This is a genomic window from Orbaceae bacterium lpD01 (genome assembly GCA_036251705.1).
Lineage (GTDB): Bacteria > Pseudomonadota > Gammaproteobacteria > Enterobacterales > Orbaceae > Utexia > Utexia brackfieldae.
Genome location: CP133959.1, coordinates 1,017,563 through 1,039,282 on the forward strand (window position 1 = coordinate 1,017,563; position 21,720 = coordinate 1,039,282).

General features: G+C 43.3%; 15 protein-coding genes. 10 read left to right on the top strand and 5 right to left on the bottom strand.

The genetic code is table 11. The features are described 5' to 3' along the window. Positions 1–44 precede the first annotated feature (44 nt). Positions 45–1,493 (top strand): amino acid permease, encoded by a 1,449-nt coding sequence (locus RHO15_04590; protein WVD64795.1) that lies wholly within the window; start codon positions 45–47, stop codon positions 1,491–1,493. A gap of 78 nt (positions 1,494–1,571) precedes the next feature. Here RHO15_04590 and RHO15_04595 read toward each other — a convergent pair whose 3' ends face one another. Next, positions 1,572–2,405 carry a shikimate dehydrogenase gene (locus RHO15_04595; GenBank protein ID WVD64796.1) on the bottom strand — a complete coding sequence of 278 codons (834 nt, stop codon included), beginning with the start codon at positions 2,403–2,405 and terminating at the stop codon, positions 1,572–1,574. 403 nt (positions 2,406–2,808) lie between these two features. Between RHO15_04595 and RHO15_04600 the strand changes: the two genes are divergently transcribed. Beyond that, a complete protein-coding gene (locus tag RHO15_04600; GenBank protein ID WVD64797.1) occupies positions 2,809–4,011 on the top strand; it encodes an MFS transporter in 1,203 nt (400 codons plus the stop codon). Positions 4,012–4,136: 125 nt separating this feature from the next. Beyond that, the gene (htpX, locus tag RHO15_04605; GenBank protein ID WVD64798.1) at positions 4,137–5,024 is read left to right on the top strand and encodes a protease HtpX; all 888 of its coding nucleotides are present in this window, start codon (positions 4,137–4,139) and stop codon (positions 5,022–5,024) included. Between the two features lie 113 nt (positions 5,025–5,137). On the opposite strand, the gene argE is transcribed toward htpX, so the two are convergent. Then, a complete protein-coding gene (argE, locus tag RHO15_04610; protein WVD64799.1) occupies positions 5,138–6,280 on the bottom strand; it encodes an acetylornithine deacetylase in 1,143 nt (380 codons plus the stop codon). A 357-nt stretch (positions 6,281–6,637) separates the two neighbouring features. Here argE and argC point away from each other — a divergent pair, with 357 nt between their 5' ends. The 4 genes from argC (at position 6,638) to argH (ending at position 11,246) form a co-directional block, all read left to right on the top strand. Beyond that, positions 6,638–7,648 (top strand): N-acetyl-gamma-glutamyl-phosphate reductase, encoded by a 1,011-nt coding sequence (gene argC, locus RHO15_04615; protein ID WVD64800.1) that lies wholly within the window; start codon positions 6,638–6,640, stop codon positions 7,646–7,648. Positions 7,649–7,658: 10 nt separating this feature from the next. Beyond that, a complete protein-coding gene (gene argB / locus RHO15_04620; GenBank protein WVD64801.1) occupies positions 7,659–8,432 on the top strand; it encodes an acetylglutamate kinase in 774 nt (257 codons plus the stop codon). A 96-nt stretch (positions 8,433–8,528) separates the two neighbouring features. Further along, positions 8,529–9,749 carry an argininosuccinate synthase gene (locus RHO15_04625; GenBank protein ID WVD64802.1) on the top strand — a complete coding sequence of 407 codons (1,221 nt, stop codon included), beginning with the start codon at positions 8,529–8,531 and terminating at the stop codon, positions 9,747–9,749. Between the two features lie 117 nt (positions 9,750–9,866). Continuing rightward, complete coding sequence (gene argH / locus RHO15_04630; GenBank protein ID WVD64803.1) at positions 9,867–11,246, top strand: argininosuccinate lyase; 1,380 nt, start codon at positions 9,867–9,869, stop codon at positions 11,244–11,246. A gap of 104 nt (positions 11,247–11,350) precedes the next feature. Here argH and RHO15_04635 read toward each other — a convergent pair whose 3' ends face one another. Both RHO15_04635 and RHO15_04640 read right to left on the bottom strand, forming a co-directional pair. Continuing rightward, on the bottom strand, positions 11,351–12,385 hold the full coding sequence (locus tag RHO15_04635) for a GTP-binding protein (protein ID WVD64804.1): 1,035 nt from the start codon (positions 12,383–12,385) through the stop codon (positions 11,351–11,353). 193 nt (positions 12,386–12,578) lie between these two features. After that, the gene (locus RHO15_04640; protein WVD64805.1) at positions 12,579–12,776 is read right to left on the bottom strand and encodes a YbdD/YjiX family protein; all 198 of its coding nucleotides are present in this window, start codon (positions 12,774–12,776) and stop codon (positions 12,579–12,581) included. Between the two features lie 334 nt (positions 12,777–13,110). Between RHO15_04640 and oxyR the strand changes: the two genes are divergently transcribed. Together oxyR and fabR are read left to right on the top strand one after the other, a co-directional pair. Next, complete coding sequence (gene oxyR, locus RHO15_04645; GenBank protein WVD64806.1) at positions 13,111–14,025, top strand: DNA-binding transcriptional regulator OxyR; 915 nt, start codon at positions 13,111–13,113, stop codon at positions 14,023–14,025. Next, entirely contained in the window at positions 14,022–14,690 is a 669-nt protein-coding gene (gene fabR, locus RHO15_04650) for an HTH-type transcriptional repressor FabR (protein ID WVD64807.1), read from the top strand. The genes oxyR and fabR overlap by 4 nt, the downstream gene beginning before the upstream one ends. A 183-nt stretch (positions 14,691–14,873) precedes the next feature. Here fabR and RHO15_04655 read toward each other — a convergent pair whose 3' ends face one another. After that, complete coding sequence (locus RHO15_04655) at positions 14,874–16,274, bottom strand: sodium:proton antiporter (protein WVD64808.1); 1,401 nt, start codon at positions 16,272–16,274, stop codon at positions 14,874–14,876. A gap of 149 nt (positions 16,275–16,423) precedes the next feature. On the opposite strand from RHO15_04655, the gene RHO15_04660 reads away from it, so the two are divergent. After that, positions 16,424–21,601, top strand: a complete 5,178-nt coding sequence (locus RHO15_04660; GenBank protein WVD64809.1) for an alpha-2-macroglobulin — start codon at positions 16,424–16,426, stop codon at positions 21,599–21,601. Positions 21,602–21,720 lie beyond the last annotated feature (119 nt).

Here is a 21,720-nt window from a genome sequence, read left to right on the forward strand (position 1 = left end):
TTTGATAAAATCCCTCTCGTTTTTTATTTTAAAGTTGATGGATTATGCAAAAAAGATTAAAAAGAGATTTAAAAGCTCGACATTTAACCATGATCGCCATAGGTGGATCGATTGGTACCGGGCTTTTTGTCGCTTCTGGTGCGACGATCGCACATGCCGGCCCTGCTGGCGCGCTATTATCTTATATGATAATCGGCTTAATGGTCTATTTTTTAATGACCAGCTTAGGTGAACTGGCGGCTTATTTACCGGTTTCGGGAACGTTTGCCACTTATGGTTCGCGTTATGTTGATGAGTCTTTTGGTTTTGCGATTGGCTGGAACTATTGGTATAACTGGGCGGTGACCGTTGCAGTTGACTTAGTGGCGGCACAATTGGTGATCTCATACTGGTTTGATGTCTCCGGCAGTTACAGCTGGCTGTGGAGTGCGCTGTTTCTCAGTGTCATTTTCTTACTGAACTATATTTCCGTTAAAGGGTTTGGTGAAGCAGAGTTTTGGTTCTCACTGATTAAGGTCGTGACGGTCGTGGTGTTTATTGTTGTGGGGGCGCTGATGATTATCGGCATCTTGCGTGGTGCGCCGAATGCGGGCTGGCATAACTGGACCATTGGTGAGGCGCCCTTTGTCGGCGGATTCTCCTCGATGATCGGGATCGCCATGATAGTTGGCTTCTCTTTTCAGGGTACTGAGCTTATTGGTATCGCGGCCGGTGAATCGCAAGATCCGGAGAAAAATATTCCTAAATCGATGAAACAGGTCTTTTGGCGTATTTTGCTGTTCTATGTGCTGGCTATTTTTATTATCAGCTTAATTATTCCTTACACCGATCCTAGTCTGCTACGCAATGACGAAAGCGATATCAGTGTCAGTCCTTTTACTCTGGTGTTCCAAAATGCCGGCTTATTATCCGCTGCGGCTATCATGAATACGGTTATTCTTACCTCAGTGCTCTCGGCGGGTAATTCGGGTCTTTATGCTTCAACCCGTATGCTCTATGCCTTAGCCAAAGAGGGCAAAGCGCCGAAGATGTTCACCAAATTATCTAAATCTGGTGTGCCGCGTCGGGCTCTGTTTGCCACCACGGCTGTCGCGATGCTCTGCTTCTTAACCTCGATGTTTGAAAATAAAGATGTTTACCTGTGGTTGCTTAACTTATCCGGTATGACAGGGTTTATTGCCTGGCTAGGCATTGCCATCAGTCAATATCGTTTTAGAAAAGGGTTAATGGTACAAGGCTATGATCTATCACAGCTACCTTATAAAGCCAGCGCTTTCCCTTTTGGTCCTATTTTTGCATTTGTGCTCTGTTTGATTATCACACTCGGACAGAACTATGAGGCCTTCTTACGCGATCAAATTGACTGGTATGGTGCCACAGCAACCTATATTGGTATTCCACTATTTTTCATTATTATGTTTAGCTATAAACTGATCAAAAAAACCAAATTTGTCCGTTATAAAGAGATGAATTTTTCACGTGATGCCGATTAGTTAATAACAGGTTTTTCTTGATAAATAGTCATAAAAAAAGCTGGCCATAAGCCAGCATTTTTATTTTTAGCGAAAAGATTATTTCTCTGCTAAGGTATCAATCACCACTTGTTTGGCGCCCGCTGATAATCCTTGACCGGTCCAGGTTTTAAATTGGGCATCGGCTTGGGCGATAAACATATCGCGGCCAGACACACTACGCCAGCCAGCGGCTTCAGCTTCTTGACGAAAACGTGTCATAAATGGCGTATAAACGATATCGTATGCTAGGCCTTTTTTACCTTTAAACCACTCAGTGTCATAGGCAGTTTGGCTTTCAAATTTACCCTGCATGCCGAGCGGCGTTGAATTGATCACGATATCCGCTTCAACACTGCCACGCTTATCCCAGTCAACGACTTGTAGGTTAAACTCTTTGGCTAAGGTGACCGGTAAATCAGCCGCAATATCGGTCACGGTGATATCAGTATAACCGAGTGTTTGCAGACCGACCACAGCAGCACGCGCCGCGCCGCCCGCGCCTAGCAATAGCACTTTTTTCAGTTCCGGTGCTGCCGGATTCTCTTCCAATGGCGCCATAAAACCCAGTACATCAGTATTATCACCACATAGTTTGTCGCCATCCCAATAAATCAGATTCGCCGCCCCAATCGCTTTTACTCGATCGGTGACTTCATCAAGGAAAGGGATCACGGTTTGTTTGTGTGGAATGGTGACGCAGCAGCCTTTGATATTGAGTAAACGCATAGATTCAACAAAGGTGGCCAGTTTTTCCGGTGGTGTTGACCAGGGTAATAGCACAGCCGGAATACCCAGATCCCGAAAGGCGGTGGTGTGTAACAGTGGACTCATACTGTGTCCTAAAGGATAACCGATAATACCATATAAACTGGGTAACGTAATTTGACTCATAAAAGTCCCCTTAATGAAATTGTTCGCGTGAAAAAGATAACCTAAAAAATAACGGCTCACTGAGAGCGCCAATAGAGCGTTAATAAAGTATAGTCGATTCTGTGAAAAAGCATGAATAATATTTACGATATTTCGTCTAATCTAAGGCGTTAAGTCTGTTAAATCGATAATTTTGTTAAATTAAATCAAAAGGATGATGAGTCTGCGATACTATTTTCAATATCGCTTTGACAATATAACAAAAACATTAATCACTTTGTGACCTAGCCGATACTTTATGCTGAATGTCTATATTTGTTCTTTCCTCATACAGGTTAACGCAGTAATATGTAAATAAATTATGTCAATAAATCCGATTCGTTTTATCGTTAAGATTGAATATTGTGCACAGGAAATTATCAAGATGAGTAAAAACAATCCGCTACCGATCGTGGGGTCACTCTATGCCAACTACATCATTCAGAGTATTGCACTGATAACCATTATGCAGTTTTCTGTGCCGTTGATGGCGCAGTTTCATACCGATGTACAAGGATTAGGTAAAATAGCGGCCGGTATTGGTATTGGAAAGGTTTTATTCATGTTTTTGGGCGGTGTTTTATCGGATAAGTTTGGCCGTAAACCCTTTATCTATCTTGGCATGATCTGTTATGCGATCTTTTTTCTGGGCATGATCCACTGCACTGATACCACGGTTGCTTTCTATTTAGCGGTGATTGTGGGGGCGGGCAACTCTTTTTTAGATACCGGCTCGATGCCGGCATTAACGGAATGCTATCCACACTCTGCGGGTACGGCGAGTGTCTTAATCAAAGCCTTTATTTCGATTGGCACCTTAGTGTTACCCTTGATTGTGACTGTAATCTATCAATCCCAGATTTGGTATGGCTGGGCATTTATTGGTTTTAGTGTGTATTTATTGATCAATGGCCTGCTACTCGCCCCAAGGCGCTTTCCCTCTAAAGATACCCTGATCGCTTCGGCAGATAAAACGATACCGTGTGGATGTTATTTTACCGGTCAACCTAAGATCTATATTGAGGGACTCTGTTTGATTCTGATGGGGTTTACCACGACAGCTACTTTTGTGGTAATTATGCAGTGGATGCCGGAAATTGCAATTCGCGCGGTGAATATGGCGGAAGTCGAAGCCAAGCAGCTGATTAGTTATTACAGCACCGGCTCGATTATTTCGGTATTTTTGACCGCCTTTTTAGTCAAAAAATTTCTTAAACCGGTGCAGTGTATTATTATTCTACCATTTTTATCTGCTTGTGTGTTGTTAGTCTTTTATCTGTCACCGACGCCACTTGTTTGTCGGATTTGCGCCTTTTTTATGGGGGTGACTGCGGCTGGTGGGGTTTTACAATTGACGCTGGTGGTGATGCAGCAGCTGTTTCCTAAGTTTAAAGGCATTGCAGTTGGTGTGATGTATACCTTAAGCGGTATCTCATTTTATATTGTGCCCAGTGTAGTACCAAAATTGGCGGCAACCAATGTGAAATATGCGATTTTATTTGATCTGTTTATTGCTTGCGCCAGTGTTCTGTTGGCAATCATTGTTTATAGCCGTTTTAGACTTGTGATTGATATGAAAAAGATCTAATTGATTGTACTGGCAGCCTTATATCACGGTTGATTACGATTGATTTGATAGATTGATTATTGCCAGTAGACATAAGATAATAAGGGCTGATTTGATTGGCTACTATCTGCTTAAAGAGGATATGCATGTTACGTATAGGTCTTTTTTTATTAACTAATTTAGCGGTGATGTTTATTTTTGGTATCGTACTGAGTCTGTTTGGTATTGATTCGCAAAGTTTCACCGGTTTACTGATTTTTGCCGCCATTTTCGGTTTTGCGGGCTCTATTATTTCCCTGTTATTGTCTAAAACCTTGGCTTTACGTTCAGTGGGTGCAAAAGTCATCGCGCAGCCGAGTACTGAGCAGGAACGTTGGTTATTTGATGTAGTGAAAAGACAGTCTGATCGGGTCGGCATTAAAATGCCCGAAGTAGCCATTTACCAAGCGCCTGACATGAATGCTTTTGCCACTGGTGCACGCCGTGATGCCTCTTTAGTTGCAGTGAGTAGCGGTTTGTTAACCACCATGACGCGTACAGAAGCTGAAGCTGTGCTGGCCCATGAAGTTAGTCATATTGCTAACGGGGACATGGTGACCATGACCTTGCTGCAGGGCGTATTAAATACCTTTGTAATTTTTATTTCTCGTGTACTTGGGCAGGTCATCGCTTCCGCACTGTCTGAACGTAATAAAGAGATGGGCAGAGGCGCCTACTTTTTGATTGTGATGCTGCTTGAGTTTGTTTTTGGTATTTTAGCCAGTATTATTGCGATGTGGTTCTCGCGTCATCGTGAATTTAGGGCCGATGCCGGAGCTGCGGAATTAGTTGGTGCAGATAATATGATTGCGGCTTTAAATCGTTTAAAAGGCAGCAGTGAACCGAAAGAAGAAGCGTCGATTGCAGCTTTTTGTATTAATGGCGGTAAAAAGTCATTATCAGAACTCTTCTTATCCCATCCGCCGCTCGATAAACGCATTGAAGCATTAAGAAGTGGTACTTATCGTAAGCGAGGGGCAGGACTGGTTGAATAGGTCTATATCGATATAGACCGGTGACGTCGATAAGGTGATCGGTTGTATTGATGATTCAAGACTTCTAGCTTGATAAAAAGGCGGCTTAATTAGCCGCCTTTTTTTATGCATATTTATTGACAAAAACGCTGAATGAACTGTTTGAGCAGTAAGTCAGTCGGCTTGATAAAGTCCATATCAAGAAACTCATCGGGTTGATGGGCTTGTTCAATCGAACCTGGGCCGATAACAATAGTTGGAGTCAATTGATTCAGATAAGGCGCCTCAGTACAATAGTTGACTGTTTCAGCTGGCTGTCCCACTAACGCTTCAATCGCTTTGAGTGCCGGTGTATCGGGTTGGCATTCGTAACCTGGAATCGGATCATTTTGATAACTCACCGATAAGCGACCAGGCCACTGGGCTATCACCGGCGCCAGCTCTTGGCACAATAAGTCATAGAGATTTTCGATCGACATTTCAGGTAAAGGACGAATATCCATCACCAGTTCACAACAGCCACAAATCCGATTTGCTGAATCGCCACCATGAATACGGCCTAAATTCATGGTTGGATAGGGCACAGCAAAGCTTACATTATGATATTGCTGTTTCAATTTATCCCGTAGCGTTAATAACCGGGCGATCACCTGATGCATGATTTCAATCGCATTCACCCCTTTGTCCGGATCGCTTGAATGTCCCGATTTACCGATCACTTTGATCACATTAGCAATATGGCCTTTATGGGCGCGAATCGGTACCAGTCCGGTCGGTTCACCAATAATGGCACAGTCAGGCGCCAGGCTGGCTGTTTTGGCAAAATAGATCGCGCCAGACATGGTCGTCTCTTCGTCGGCAGTGGCCAAGATATGAATGGGCTTTTTAAGCTGAGTTAAATCAATATCCCGTAGTGCTTCTAAAATAAAGGCGAAGAATCCTTTCATATCAGCGGTACCTAGGCCATATAATTTATTGTCGATTTCGGTTAACTGAAAAGGATTTTTTTGCCATTGCCCCTCATCAAAAGGAACCGTATCGCTATGACCACTCAGTAATAAGCCACCGCGACCTTCGCCATAACTGGCTAATAAGTTAAATTTATTGCGTGTATTGGGCACAGGGGTGATAGTGATACGAAAACCAAGTGCTTCGAACCATTCAGCTAATTGGTTAATCAGTGCCTGGTTACTTTGATCAATCGTCGCATCTGCCGCACTAATTGATGGAATACTGATGATTTCATTATAAATTTTTAAAAAAGAGGGAATAGTCATCTTAACCTTACCAAAAGAACAAATAATGGCAGATATTAAACAACAAAACCGGCTGAAAGCATAGTGTTAAAAATAGTAAGACGATTTGTATGATGAGTGAATATTTTTTCATTTTTCTGTTTTTGCGGGTTATTGAAATGAGTGTTTATTAACTAATTAATTATATAAAATTAATCTGGTATTATTATTTAATGGAGACGGTTATTTTGTCTAAAAATTGAGATTGTTCGATGGCTATTTTTGAGTTTAAATTCAATTTAAATGAATAAAAATGCATTTTGCAATTGAAAGTCAGATAAAAATAACCTATGCTAACTGGCAGTGAAATCATCATGACAGATAAAACAGGACTTTATCATGTTAAAAGCGTTGATCATTGGCGCGAGTGGTTATGCCGGCGCAGAAATCGCTCGTTATTTAAGTCAGCATCCTGACGTTGAGATTGCCGGTTTACTGGTTTCTGAGCAGAGTACCGATAAAGGTAAATTATTATCTGACCGTGATTTGTATCCTCAGCTGAAAGGCGTGGTTGATTTACCGCTGCAAGGTACGTCAGATTATGCCGCTTTTTCTCAGTCAATTGATATGGTCTTTTTAGCTACAGAGCATCGTGTCAGTCATGATATTGCCCCCCATTTTTTAAAGCAAGGCTGCGTGGTCTTTGATCTTTCAGCGGCATTTCGCGTGAATCAATCGCCGTTTTATACTGATTATTATGGCTTTGACCATCAGCATCCGCAATGGCTAGCCAAAGCGGTTTATGGACTGGCAGAATGGCAGGCCGAGGCCATTAAAACGGCGCAGCTTATTGCTGTGCCGGGCTGTTATCCGACTGCGGCACAGTTGGCATTGAAACCGTTAATTGCCAGACAACTGCTCAATCCTGCCTATTGGCCGGTGATTAATGCGGTCAGTGGTGTGAGTGGCGCAGGCCGAAAAGCCAGTTTAAATAGCAGTTTTTGTGAGGTCAGCCTGAATGCTTATGGTCTGTTTAACCATCGTCATCAGCCGGAAATTGTCGCGCATTTAGGACAAGAGGTGATCTTCTCCCCCCATCTTGGTAGTTTTCCGCGCGGCATTCATGAAACGATTACTTGTCAGGTCAAGTCGGGTACAACTGAAAGGGATATTTTGTCGGCCTTTAATCAATGCTATCACGCTAAACCATTAGTACGCATCTACCAACAAGGCTGGCCGGCACTCAAATCGGTCATCGGTTTACCCTTCTGTGATATTGGTTTTGCGCTTAAAGATCAGCACCTTATTGTGATTGCCGTTGAGGATAATTTATTAAAAGGGGCGGCAGCACAGGCGGTGCAGTGTATGAATATTCGTTTTAATTTTACGGAAACATTATCCCTGATATAAGGAAACTGATATGACCCCATTAGTGCTTAAGCTGGGTGGTGTATTACTCGATAATACGGTTGCGCTAAATCAACTCTTCAGTGCGATAGCTATTCATCAGCAGACAATGTACCGTCCACTTGTTATTGTGCACGGCGGCGGCTGTCTGGTCGATGAGCTGCTACAAAAATTAGCGTTACCGATTGTTCGGCGTAATGGTTTACGGGTCACCCCCAAAGCGCAGCTCGATATTATTGTTGGTGCTTTAGCCGGTAGTGCCAATAAAACCTTATTAGCCGAAGCTAAAAAACATCAGCTGCTGGCGATTGGTTTATGTCTGGCTGATGGCGATAGTGTTGAGGTTAAGCAGATGAGTGAAGCGTTAGGTCATGTTGGTCAGGCTCTGCCGGGCAATCCTACTTTTATCCGGCAATTGTGGCAGGATGGCTATTTACCAATTATGAGCTCGATTGGTATTACCGATACCGGTGAGATGATGAACGTCAATGCCGATCATGCGGCGGCAGCCTTGGCTAACACGCTGTCGGCTGATTTAGTCTTATTATCTGATGTGGCTGGTGTGCTTGATGCGCAAAAGCAGAAAATTGCACTATTGACCGCTGAGCAGGCAGCACAGCTGATCGCTGAAGGCGTGATTACTGACGGCATGGTGGTGAAAGTGAAAACGGCTTTAGCAGCTGCAAGCCTATTAAAACGACCAGTCGAGATAGCCAGCTGGCAGCAAACCGAACAGTTTGATGAACTGTTCAAGGGGCAATCTATTGGTACGCGCATAATCGATTGATATTCGTCATATCATCTTGTGGGCTTCGCCGTTAGATTAGCGGCGTGATCAAATTAGGGTTATTAATTTTCTCAGTGTGAATCAGAAGGACATCATATGAAACAGAGTGGTATTAAGAAAGTAGTACTGGCATATTCAGGTGGATTAGATACGTCGGCGATTATTCCTTGGCTTAAAGAGAATTATGCCGGTTGTGAGGTGATTGCTTTTGTCGCTAACGTTGGACAAGATGCTAATGAGCTGATTGATGTCGAGAAAAAAGCGCTGGCTTCTGGCGCCAGTGCTTGTTATATCGCTGATCTTCGAGAAGAGTTTGTTAAAGATTATGTCTATCCTGTGCTCAAAACCGGCGCGCTATATGAAGGCAAGTATCTGTTAGGGACTTCCATGGCGCGTCCGATTATCGCTAAAGCACAGGTTGAGCTGGCGCTGAAAGTCGGGGCCGATGCGTTATGTCATGGCGCAACCGGTAAAGGTAACGACCAAGTCCGCTTTGAAACAACTTATACCGCTTTAGCCCCGCAGCTCAAAGTGATCGCACCATGGCGTGAATGGAATTTAAGATCACGTGAGGCGTTACTTAACTATCTCAAGGAGCGAAATATCCCGACCACGGCGACGCTGGAGAAAATTTATAGTCGTGATGAGAATGCCTGGCATATTTCGACTGAAGGGGGGGTTTTAGAGAGCACCTGGAATTCGGCTAATGATGACTGTTGGGCATGGACAGTGGCGCCGGAAGCCGCACCAGAACAAGCGGAACTGGTGACGATTGGTATTGAAAAAGGTGAGGTGGTTGCGGTTAATGGCCAACAACTATCACCTTATCATTGTGTTACAACTTTAAATAAAATTGGCGCTAAACATGGCATTGGCCGGGTTGATATCATTGAGAACCGTTTAGTCGGCATAAAATCGCGTGGCTGTTATGAAACGCCAGGCGGGACGATTATCATGGAAGCGTTGCGCGGTTTAGAGCAGCTAATTTTAGATCGCGATAGCTTCAAGTGGCGCGAGCAGCTCGGTTTAGAGATGTCCTATGTGGTGTATGATGGGCGTTGGTTTGCGCCTTACCGCCTTTCTCTACAGGCTGCCGCTGACGTTCTCGCCGAGTCAGTGAATGGTGAAGTTATCATCAAACTCTATAAAGGCAATGCCACAGCTATTCAAAAACGCTCAGAAAATAGCTTATATAGCGAAGCGTTTGCCACCTTCGGTGAAGATGAAGTGTATGATCATAGCCATGCGGGTGGTTTTATTCGGTTATTTTCGTTGTCGTCCCGTATTCGCGCAATCAATGAAGAAAAGAAAAAATGATTGGCTAAATAGCGTTGGCTGATTATAATCTAAAAATTGAGATTGTATCGGGGCGGTTTTCCGCCCTGATTTGTTTATGACTAATTGATATTGAAATAACTATTTTTGGGGTTAAATATGGCATTATGGGGCGGGCGTTTTACTCAAGCAGCAGACCAACGTTTTAAACAGTTTAATGACTCATTACGTTTTGATTACCGCTTAGCTCAGCAAGATATTATCGGTTCGATTGCCTGGTCTAAAGCGCTGGTAACGGTTAATGTCTTAACGCAGCAAGAACAGCAGACATTAGCGCTGGCGCTGGAAACCTTACTTAAAAAAGTGACGGCGGATCCTCAGCAGATCTTAGCGAGCGACGCGGAAGATATTCATAGTTGGGTTGAGCAGCAGTTAATTGAGCAAGTCGGTGATCTGGGTAAAAAACTGCATACTGGACGCAGCCGTAATGATCAGGTCGCCACCGATTTAAAACTCTGGTGCAAACATCAGGTGCCGGTATTACTCCATACACTTAATACGCTACGGCAGCAACTGGTGGTCACCGCAGAAAAATATCAAGATGCGGTGATGCCGGGTTATACCCATTTGCAACGTGCCCAGCCTGTCACTTTTGCTCATTGGTGCTTGGCTTATTTTGAAATGCTTAGCCGTGATATCACGCGTTTACAAGATGCGCTTGCCCGCTTAGATGTGAGCCCGCTAGGTTGTGGCGCCTTAGCCGGTACTGCTTATCCGATTGATCGTGAACAGTTAGCCGATTGGCTTGGTTTTGCCCGTGCAACCAATAATAGTCTAGATACGGTTTCCGATCGCGATCATGTAATGGAGCTGCTGGCGGCGGCGGCGATTGGCATGAATCACTTATCACGCTTTGCCGAAGATCTGATTATTTTTAACAGTGGTGAAGCCAACTTTGTTGAACTCTCTGACAAAGTCACCTCGGGCTCATCTTTAATGCCACAAAAGAAAAATCCTGATGCACTCGAGCTGATTCGCGGCAAAACTGGCCGTGTTTTTGGTGCGCTCAGTGGAGCAATGATGACCTTTAAGAGCTTGCCATTAGCCTATAATAAAGATATGCAAGAGGATAAAGAGTCGTTATTTGATGCTCTTGATACTTGGCATGACTGTTTAGATATGGCTGCTTTAGTGCTTGAAGGTCTTGAGATCAATTATGCCCGATGCTGTGAGGCCGCTCAGCAAGGTTATGCTAATGCGACTGAGTTGGCTGATTATTTGGTGGCCAAAGGTGTGCCTTTCCGCGAAGCGCATCATATTGTTGGCGCCGCTGTGGTGGGAGCTATCGCGAAACAGAGAGCATTAGAAGCATTAACGCTCACCGAATTAAAGGTTTTTTCACCGGTGATTGAGGAAGATGTTTATCCAATTCTATCGCTTGAGTCTTGTTTGGCAAAACGCAATGCGAAAGGCGGCGTTGCCGCTTCGCAAGTAAAACTCGCGATAGAGGATGCCAAAAAAGCATTGAGCACCATGTAATTTAAGTTTGGTTCTACCTCTAGATTAAAAGGCCTATCCCGCAACGGTGTACCGATGGATAGGCTTTTTTGTACCCAACTAGTTGAGTATCTATGTTTTTGTGCTTAAGCCTCAGTGTCTAAAAACTGTTGATAGAGCCGCTCAAAAGGGAGCTTGCGGCTGATGACAACGAAACGCGATTGCGGCACTTCATCTGCTTGCCATAATGCAGCATAATCAAATCCTACCACTTTATGTACGCCCTGTACGATAAGCTTGGCCGGATTATCTTTAATCGCCAGTACGCCTTTATAACGCAACATATCATTACCGTATTGTTCAATCAGCGTCTCGACAAAGGCGCCAATTGTTTTGATATCAAGTTCTCCAGCTTCAAAAAGATAAGAGCGGATGTCATCATTATAGGATAAATGCTGACTCGTGGGCTGTTGGATCAATGGTTGATAATGGGTTGATTGCGGACGCTGAGCATCGATAACAAAAAAACCTTTATTCATCTCAAGCTCATCGGTCAGTTCAAAGGCATGAATATCCAGCCAGGCCGCTTTGGGGATTTCACCTTTTACCGCGACAAACAGCGTTGCTTTACGATTAATTGTCGCGAGCCGGTGGAGGACAGTCTCTTTTTGGGCGGTGCTAATACGATCAGTTTTGGTGAGTATCAGTCTGTCGGCAAAGCCAATTTGCGAATGCGCAACACGATGTTCATCCAGTTGTTTGAGAATATGTTCACTATCAACCAGGGTAATAATGCCATCGATCTCAAAGGTCTCGCGGATTAAGGTATCAATAAAAAAGGTTTGCAGGATGGGCGCCGGATCGGCCAGTCCGGTTGTTTCGATAATCAGACGATCAAAGTGCAGTGTGCCGGCTAACCTACGTTGATTGAGCTGGTGAAGTGCCGTGGTTAATTCGCCCTGAACACTACAGCAGATACAGCCATTAGTCATCTCCAGCACTTCAATATTTTGAGCCGAAGGGAACAGTTGGCTGTCGATATTGGTTGGACCAAACTCATTTTCAATAATCAGAATTTTTTCTGTTTTATCTTGTGTTAGCAAGTAGTTAATCAAGGTGGTTTTGCCGGCACCTAAAAAGCCGGTTAAAATGGTGACAGGTAATAGGGCTTGAGTCGTCATAGGCTCACCTAATATGGATTGTTGTGATGATTAATGGTTATTGTTGTCGGATTGATCATTGGGTCGTTGTTTATGATGGCAGATAACTATCTCAGTATAACTATCGGTATATAACTAGCAGCACAAACCAACAGACGATATCAGTCGACTCATGTTCAGTATCGAAATATTCAGCACATTGAAGTCCAGCAAATTAACAGCAACGCGTACCATCTTTACCACTATAACGCGCATCCTGACGCTCTCTGAAAAACGCTTCATAAGTCATGGGTGTTTGCTCGGGATGGTTAAGTTTGATATGTTGAACATAGGTATCATAGTCTGGAATACCGACCATTAATTTAGCTGCTTGTCCTAAATATTTACCCGCTTTGGCTAAGTTTTCAAACATATTATTCAACCTTTTATAAGTTTTATTATCGTATCATGATATCAATCTATCCTTTATTATTCTTTTATTGTACAGGAATAATGGGATATGAACAGTGGGTTTTTAGCCAAAATAAAACCGTCTGACTAGGGATAAACAAAACTAGCAACGGGTCATCGATAAAGTTATTGTTAGGTCTGGTATCGATGTTGCATGGAGGAGTATTAACCCGATTAATATCAGATAATAAACGTATCACAAAAATAATTTTGTGATATTTCTAATGATATCGATTGGAAAAAACTATATAATCCATCGTTAGGAAATACATTGCTACCGTTTTTGAGGACAGATTATGAACATTCGTGATTTAGAATACTTTGTTGCGCTTGCCGAATATCGCCATTTTAGAAAAGCTGCTGATGCTTGTAATGTCAGCCAACCCACATTAAGTGGCCAGGTTCGTAAATTAGAAGATGAACTGGGTGTGATGCTGCTTGAGCGTACGAGTCGAAAAGTCCTTTTTACCCAGACCGGTTTAATGCTGGTTGAGCAAGCACGTGAAGTGCTGCGTAATGTACAAATTTTTCGAGAAATGGCCAGTAAGCAGGGCGAGGATATGTCAGGACCGATGCATATCGGTTTGATTCCAACGGTAGCCCCCTATTTACTGCCTTATATCATTACCTTACTACATGATGCGTTCCCGCAACTTGAACTCTATTTACATGAAGCACAAACCAATGTCATCGTATCGCAACTGGAACAAGGTAAACTGGATTGTGCGATTTTAGCCGCGGTTAAAGAGACCGATCCGTTTATTAAAATTCCGTTGTTTGATGAGCCGATGTGTTTAGCCGCGCATGTTGATAATCGCTTAGCTAAAGAAAAAGTGGTCAAACTTTCCGAACTCAGAGGTGAAAAATTCTTGATGTTAGAAGATGGCCACTGTTTACGTGATCATGCGATGGGATACTGTTTCCAGGCCGGCATCGATGAAGATAAACGTTTTCGGGCAACCAGCCTTGAAACATTACGCAGTATGATTTCAGCTGGCCGCGGTATTACCCTGTTTCCAGAATTAGCGGCACCGATTGACCGTGTGCGTGATAATGTGGTGTATATCCCTTGTACTGATCCGGTACCGATGCGTTCAATTGAGTTGATTTACCGTCCTGGCTCACCACTGCGTTCACGTTACGAACAGATCGCCAAGAAAGTGAAAGAGACCATGCCGGCGGTATTGGCAAAACGAAATATCAATGCATGAAAAACCTAGTCGCTAAATCAGCGGTATCAACCACCGGGATTCGAGCGTTACAAAAAGAGCGTACCCGCCGTTCATTGATTGATGCCGCTTTCAACCAGCTCAATGCCGAGCAAGGTTTTGCCAGTTTAAGTCTACGTGAAGTGGCCAGAGAAGCGGGAATTGCGCCGACCTCATTTTATCGCCATTTTCGGGATATGGATGAGCTGGGATTAGCCATGGTTGATGAGAGCGGATTAACCTTAAGACAGTTAATGCGTCAGGCGCGTAAACGGATAGAGAAAGGGGGCAGTGTGATTCAAACCTCCATCACCACATTTATTGAGTTTATCGATAAAAATCCGAAGATATTTTTATTACTGTTACGTGAAAAAGCCGGGACTTCAGCGGCTTTTCGTAATGCCATCGATCGTGAAATTCAGCATTTTATTGCCGAATTGGCGGATTATCTGGATAGTGCCAATAATATGCCGCGCCGGGTTAATGAGTCTCAAGCCGAAGCGATGGTGACAATAGCCTTTAATAGTGGTGCAGAAGCGTTGGAGTTTGATGCCAACAAGCGACAAAAACTCATCGATAAGTTAATCTTTCAATTAAGAATGGTATCGCGCGGCGCTTACTATCTCTATCGCAGAGAGCAAGAAAAAGCCCTTCATCATCACGCTTGACCTTCAGATTGCGTCTTTATCGTTCATTTCATTGATATTTTTCGCCAATCCACCGCGCTACAGCTGCCGTTTTTGTTCGATATACACCTCTTAAGCGATAGCATATTGCAATACGCTCGAGATGTGTGTTGCTCATACACATCTCTATTTCTCACTAGCCTCGAGCATATGCAGCTTGAGCGCTTAGAAAAAAATCAGTGCTAACAGAATAAATACCGGCAACAAGATACTGAACGACCATTTCATATAACCAAAGAAACCGGGCATCACAATATGGTGCTGTGTGGCAATACTTTTGATCATAAAGTTAGGTGCATTTCCAATATAGGTTAAAGCGCCCATAAATACCGATCCCATCGAGATGGCCAGCAATGTTTTAGCGAGCTCTGTCATTAACAAACCAGCATCACCAGCGGCCAGATTAAAAAATACCAGATAAGTGGGAGCATTATCCAGAAAACCAGATAGCAGGCCAGTTAGCCAGAAATACATCAGATTAATCGGCTCGCCATGATGATCGGTAACGAGTTCGGTAATACTGGCCAGATCACCTTGCTGACCTGCTCTTAAGATAGCTAGTACCGGCACAATCGTAATAAAAATACCGACGAATAGCTTAGCCACTTCGAGAATAGGTTCCCAATTAAATTGATTCTCGACTCTGATCGATTTAGAAGTCACGCAGAGTGAAATCAGCGTAATCGCGAATAATAGCAGATCGCGCACCAGATTCGATAACGAGAGCGTCGCACCGAGTACTTTCAGTTCGAGACTGGATTGCCAAAACCCTGAGAGCAGCACGCAGCCGATAATTGCCACTAGTAATAAGAGATTTATTTTGCCCTTAAGCTGGAGACGATTATCCGTCGGTGTGGGATCTTCGACACTGATATTATCCTCTCTACGATAATAATAGCTATCAATAGCATAAAACAGTATAAGCAGTATGGCTGAGCTAATAAAAACCGGTAGCAACATATGGCCAACGGTCCAAAAGAAATCCACCCCTTTTAAAAAACCGATAAATAGCGGAGGATCGCCAAGGGGGGTTAAGCCACCGCCAATATTCGCCACTAAGAAAATAAAGAAGATCACAACGTGAACTTGGTGTCGACGTTGATCATTGGCGCGAATAAGTGGTCTTATCAGTAGCATGGCTGCACCAGTGGTGCCCATGATAGAGGCAAGCAGCGTACCGATAGCTAACAGAGTGACATTGAGTTTAGGTGTGCCTTGTAGATTGCCTTTAATCAATATGCCGCCAGAAACAGTAAACAGTGCGAGCAGTAATAAGATAAAAGGAATAAATTCTTCTAGAATTGAATGTGAAATTGTGTAAACTAACAGCAACAGGCCAAAATGATGGGCAAATGGAATAACAAAAAGCAGCACCCAGACCCAGATAATCTTACCAAAATGGTGGTGCCAGAGATTAGGTAAACATAGTGGACACAGTGCGATAGAGAGTAATATGCCCACAAAAGGAATGCCCCAATAAAGAGATAATGTGGCACCATTGAGCTCACCGGCAAAACTGAAATGGGGAAAGAGCATAACAAAAACAGCAAGTAAATATCGAGTCATATTGAAAATATAGCCAGTAAATAAAATAGAGTATAACAAAGAGTTCGTAGAAAAAGAAAATAAAATGGGTCTAAATTGACTGAGTTAGCGATAACATCGTATCCAAGACAATTTAGGGGATCAAATAATCATGGATAATGAGGTCGTGGATGCGATTTAATCTATTATCACAGTGTAAATATTGGCGAACAGCCGTTGTTTTTCTCTTTTTTGTTATCGGTTATTTTATTATGTTACCTTCCGTTAATGCCACTCAAACGGAGAGTAATGCTGGGCAGAGTACACTTTCTGCCACCCAGCAAAGCGACGATGAAGAGCCAATCGAAAGCCAATTTACTACTGAAACATTGAATCATGTCAACGCCAATCCCTCTCATGTAGCGACCCCTATCGATAAAAATCAATTTCGCGATAAATCACTGACTGTGCTTGATGCCAGTGAAATGATCATTGATGGTGCTAGTACCATGGTGGTGACTTTTTCCATTCCGATCGATCCTCATCAGCATTTCAGCCAACTATTACGCTTAGTCGATAAAGAAAAAGGTCTCGTCGATGGTGAATGGGAGCTATCAGATAATCAACGCGAATTACACTTGCGTTACTTAGAACCTGGGCGATCATTGATTGTTAATATTGATCAAAATCTCAAGAGTATTAATAATGTTGCCTTGGCTAAACCCTATCAAAATGAGATAACCACACGCTCGCGTTCGCCTGTGGTCGGTTTTACTGGTAATGGTTCACTCTTACCGGCGAATAATATTACCGGATTGCCGATTATGGCGTTTAATGTGAACCGAGTTGATGTCAATTTCTATAAGATTAAACCTGCCTATCTCTATAAGTTTTTGAAATATTATCGTGATCTAAAGCAAGTTTCTGTCTGGGATGCTGAAGAGATTATGTCTTATGTTGATTTAGTTTATTCTGGACGATTTGATCTCAATTTAAAAAGCAATGTTCAGGAAAATCTGTTACTGAATCTGTCGAGTATTACCCCGCTACAACAAGAGGGCTTTTATTTAGCTATCATGAATAAAGCGGGTAACTATGCTTATAATAATCCGGCAACGACTTTTTCGATCAGTGATATTGGTGTTTCGGTACATGTTTATCCCAATAAAAGCCTGTCTTTGCTAACCCAGTCGCTTTCAACTGGTGCACCGCTGAGTGATGTTGATATCGAACTGGTGTATAAAAATGGTGATATTGATGTGGTGGGTAAAACGGATAAAAATGGTTTTTTAAGTCTGGCTAATCTGACTTTAGCCGAAGATCCGCCATTATTGATTGCGCATAAGAATCAACAAAATTCGCTGATCGAATTAGAGCGAAATGCGCTGGATTTAAGTGAATTTAACATCACCGGCAATCGCTATTACGATAAGCAGCTGTTTACTTTTGGTCCGCGTGATTTATATCGCCCGGGTGAGAAGGTCTTTATGAATGCGCTTTTGCGTGATGCCGATGGTAAACCACTACAATCACAACCGGTAAAAGTCGAAGTGTTAAAACCGGATGGTCAGGTTGCCTTTGAGTCGGTCTGGTTACCCGCGGACAATCAGCCCGGTTTTTATCAGATGGAATACGCCGTTCCACTTAATGCCTCTGTTGGTAAATGGACCTTCCGTTTCAATGTGGGTGATGATAATTATCGCTATCACGATTTTATGGTTGAAGAGTTTTTACCCGAACGAATGGGGCTAGAACTTACGTCGCAATTACCAACTCAGGCGATCGACAATCAACAAGATGTCTCTTTTCATGTTAAAGGTTGGTATCTTTATGGCGCCCCGGCTAATGGCAATAAACTACAGGGTCAAATTTACTTAAAAACCCAGCGTAAAATAGCTGGATTAAATGATTTTGAAATCGGTTTAGTGGATGAGGCAAAGCTAAGCCGTTATTTGAGCGAAGTAGATACCACGCTCGATGAGTCGGGCGAAACTGAGGTCAGCGCGAGTAACAGTAATTGGCGTTATATCAAATCACCGGTGCAAATCATGTATCAAGCCAGCTTGCTGGATGCCGGTGGCCGACCGATTAATCGACAAGTTTCACAAACCGTTTGGCCGGCAGACAAAATGCCTGCGGTGAGAGCGCTGTTTGGTTCTGATGAGTACTATGATTGGTCTGTCGATCGCTATGTGACTCGGCCTACGGTTGATGAAGGCAGTATGGCTCAGTTTGAAGTGATTTCGGTTGATAGTCAGGGGCAACGTCAGCTCAATCCCGATATGCAAGCCCGTATTATTAAAGAACGCCGAGATTACTACTGGACCTGGTCGGCGAATGACGGCTGGCATATGAATTATAATCAAAAAGAGTTTGTGGTTTCTGATGAACAACTGAATTTTGATAGTAGCGGTATCGCGCAGGTTAACTTTGTGCCTGATGATTGGGGTTCTTATCGTCTTGAAGTGACCGATAACCAAACTCATATTACCACCAGTAGCCGTTTTTGGTCGGGGTATTCGTGGGCTGATAATACCAATGGTACCGGCTCTGTGAGACCTGATCAGGTTAAGTTAAGTCTGGATAAGTTGGCTTACAATCCGGGTGATAAAGCTCGCGTTCATGTTCAGGCCCCTAATGCGGGTAAAGGCTATATTGCGGTTGAATCCAATAGTGGCATTTTATGGTCAAAAATGATTGAAGTTCCTGAAGAGGGAATCGATATCGATATTCCTATTGCGAACTGGCAGCGCCATGATCTCTATATTTCGTCTGCCATTATCCGCTCCACTGATTTGACGAATCAGAAAAATCAAACGATCAAAAGGGCGGTTGGCTTACTCTATTTACCCTTTAACGTCGATGATCGTCAATTATCCTTAAAAATTGATGCCCCTGCAAAAGTGGAACCCAATCAGACTGTGCCAGTTAAAATCAAATTATCGGCGGCGCAACAAGTTGCCGGTAAATCAGTGACTGTGTTGGTTTCTGCGGTTGATTCTGGCGTCTTGAATATTACCAATTTTGTGACCCCCGATCCCTTCAGTGGATTTTTGGGACGTAAACGTTACGAGGTTGATCAATTCGATGTTTACGGCAAATTAATTGAGGGCAAAGGCCGCGCTGTTGGTCTTAGTTTTGGTGGTGATAGTGATGCCGCGAGCCTGACGGCAGGCGGTAAGCGTAATGAATCGACTGTACAGATTATTGCTCAACAACTGCAAACTGTTACGCTTGATGACAATGGTGAGGCGACCGTTGAGCTCACATTACCGGATTTTAATGGTGAGTTACGTTTGATGGCGCAAGCTTGGGATGAGACCCGTTTTGGTAAAGCAGAACAAACGATGAAAGTGGCTGCGCCGATTATTGCTGAACTGTCAGCCCCCCGTTTTCTTTCCGGAGGGGATAAAGCGACGTTAGCGATAGATTTACGTAATTTGACCGATAAACCGCAATCTTTAATTCTTAGTTTCTCGGCTGAAGGCTTGCTGAGTTTAGACAAGCAGATGGCAAGATCGCAGTCTGTTGAACTGGCTGCAGGCCAGCGTACGATTCTTCCTGTGCTGATTAATGCGAATGCCGGTTTTGGTTCAGGCAGAGTCAATATGACGGTTGATGGCATTAAAATCGATGGTGTATCAGGTAATAAGATGCGACGAGCTTGGTCAATAGCGGTTCGCCCGGCCTATGCCGCAGATACTCTTTCTTACTCTTTTGTGCTCGACAAAGGGGATCTCTGGCAGATACCCAAGCAGGCTTTAAGTAGTTTAATCCCTAACACGGTAGAGGGAAAACTGGCCATCTCTAATAAACCCGTGATTAATGTCGCTCAATACATTAAGGCGCTGTTTGCCTATCCATATGGTTGTTTAGAGCAGACGAGCAGTGGATTATATCCTTCACTATTTAGCAATCATGCTGAGCTTAAGAGCTTAGGGATTGAGAGCGATACGGATGATGTTCGTCGCGATAAAATTGAGCAAGGTATTGAGCATATTCTCGGCATGCAGCGCAGTAATGGTAGTTTTGGTCTGTGGTCGAAAGAGAGTCCGGAAGAGTATTGGTTGACGGTTTATGCGACGGATTTTTTACTGCAAGCTCAGCAACGTGGCTATCCAGTCAATAGCAAAGCATTGGATAAAGCGATTGAACGAATTAATGCTTATATTTATGACAGCAGTGCTTTTTATAATATGAGTGAGAGTAATTTTTACAATGGTGATCTGCTGGATGTTAAAAATCGGGCTGATTCATTACAATTTATGGTGAAATCTTATGCCGTGATGGTACTGACACAGCATGGTAAAATTACCCCGGTAGTCAGAAATGAAATTAACCGACTCTATTTATCCGCCCGAGATAATGGAAAGCAGCTTATTAAATCTAGTCTATCGTTAGTGCATTTAGCCATTGCGGCAAAAAATGCCGGCTATGTGAAAGCAATGGATAATTTATTAGATATGGCGTTTGAATATCACTCAACACTGCAGCGCAAAACCGAGTGGTATGGCGATTTTGGCAGCCAACTGCGTGATGATGGTATGATGCTGTTCTTGTTGCTGGATAATGACCTTAAGACCGATAAGGCTTATGATCTTCTGCCGGAACTAGCCAGTAGTTTAAATGCAAAACATTACCTATCAACCCAAGAACTCAATGCGGTATTTCTGGCTGGCTGGCAGATTAATCAGCAAAAAGTCACTGACAACTGGCAAGTTGAACTCAATGGTGTGCAGAGCAGTGCGACCAAACCATTCACATTAGCCTTAGATGATGATGATTTAAATGCTGGCTTAATGATTCAAAATCCGGCTAAACAGCATAAATTATATGGCCGAATTGATATCACTGGCTATGCGCAGCAAGCGCCGGCGGCAACTTCTGATAATCAGGTATTACGCATTGAACGTACCTATTATGATATTGATGGTAATAAGATTAATCCTGAGTCATTAAGTTCGGGTGATTTAGTTGTGGTGATATTGGATGTGTATGCAGACAGAGAACTGGCGGATGCCTTAGTCGTTGATCTGCTACCGGCAGGACTTGAACTGGAAAATCAGCATCTTGAGAACAGCAGCGTAAGTTTAAGCGCTATGCCAAATATTGCCAGCTTATTAAAAGATGAGAATAGTGCCGATATTCAATATCAAGAGTACCGGGATGATCGCTATGTTGCGGCTGTTAATGTTCGGCAATATTATCGTCGCTCGCTTTACCGCACGCGGGTTGCTTATTTAGCCAGAGCCGTGACGCCGGGTTGGTATCATGTGCCGGCATCTTATGTCGAGTCAATGTACAATCCGAGTTGGTTTGCCATTGGTGAAACCAGTGCCAATGGGATGACCATTAAAGCGAGTCAATAACGATGAAATCTCTCTTTTGTTGAGGATAGCTATCTGGCTCATTACCGTATCTGTTGAGATGTTATCAGCGGTTTGTTATAAAGGGTTGACTTGTCCATGCCAACCCTATTTTTATGATA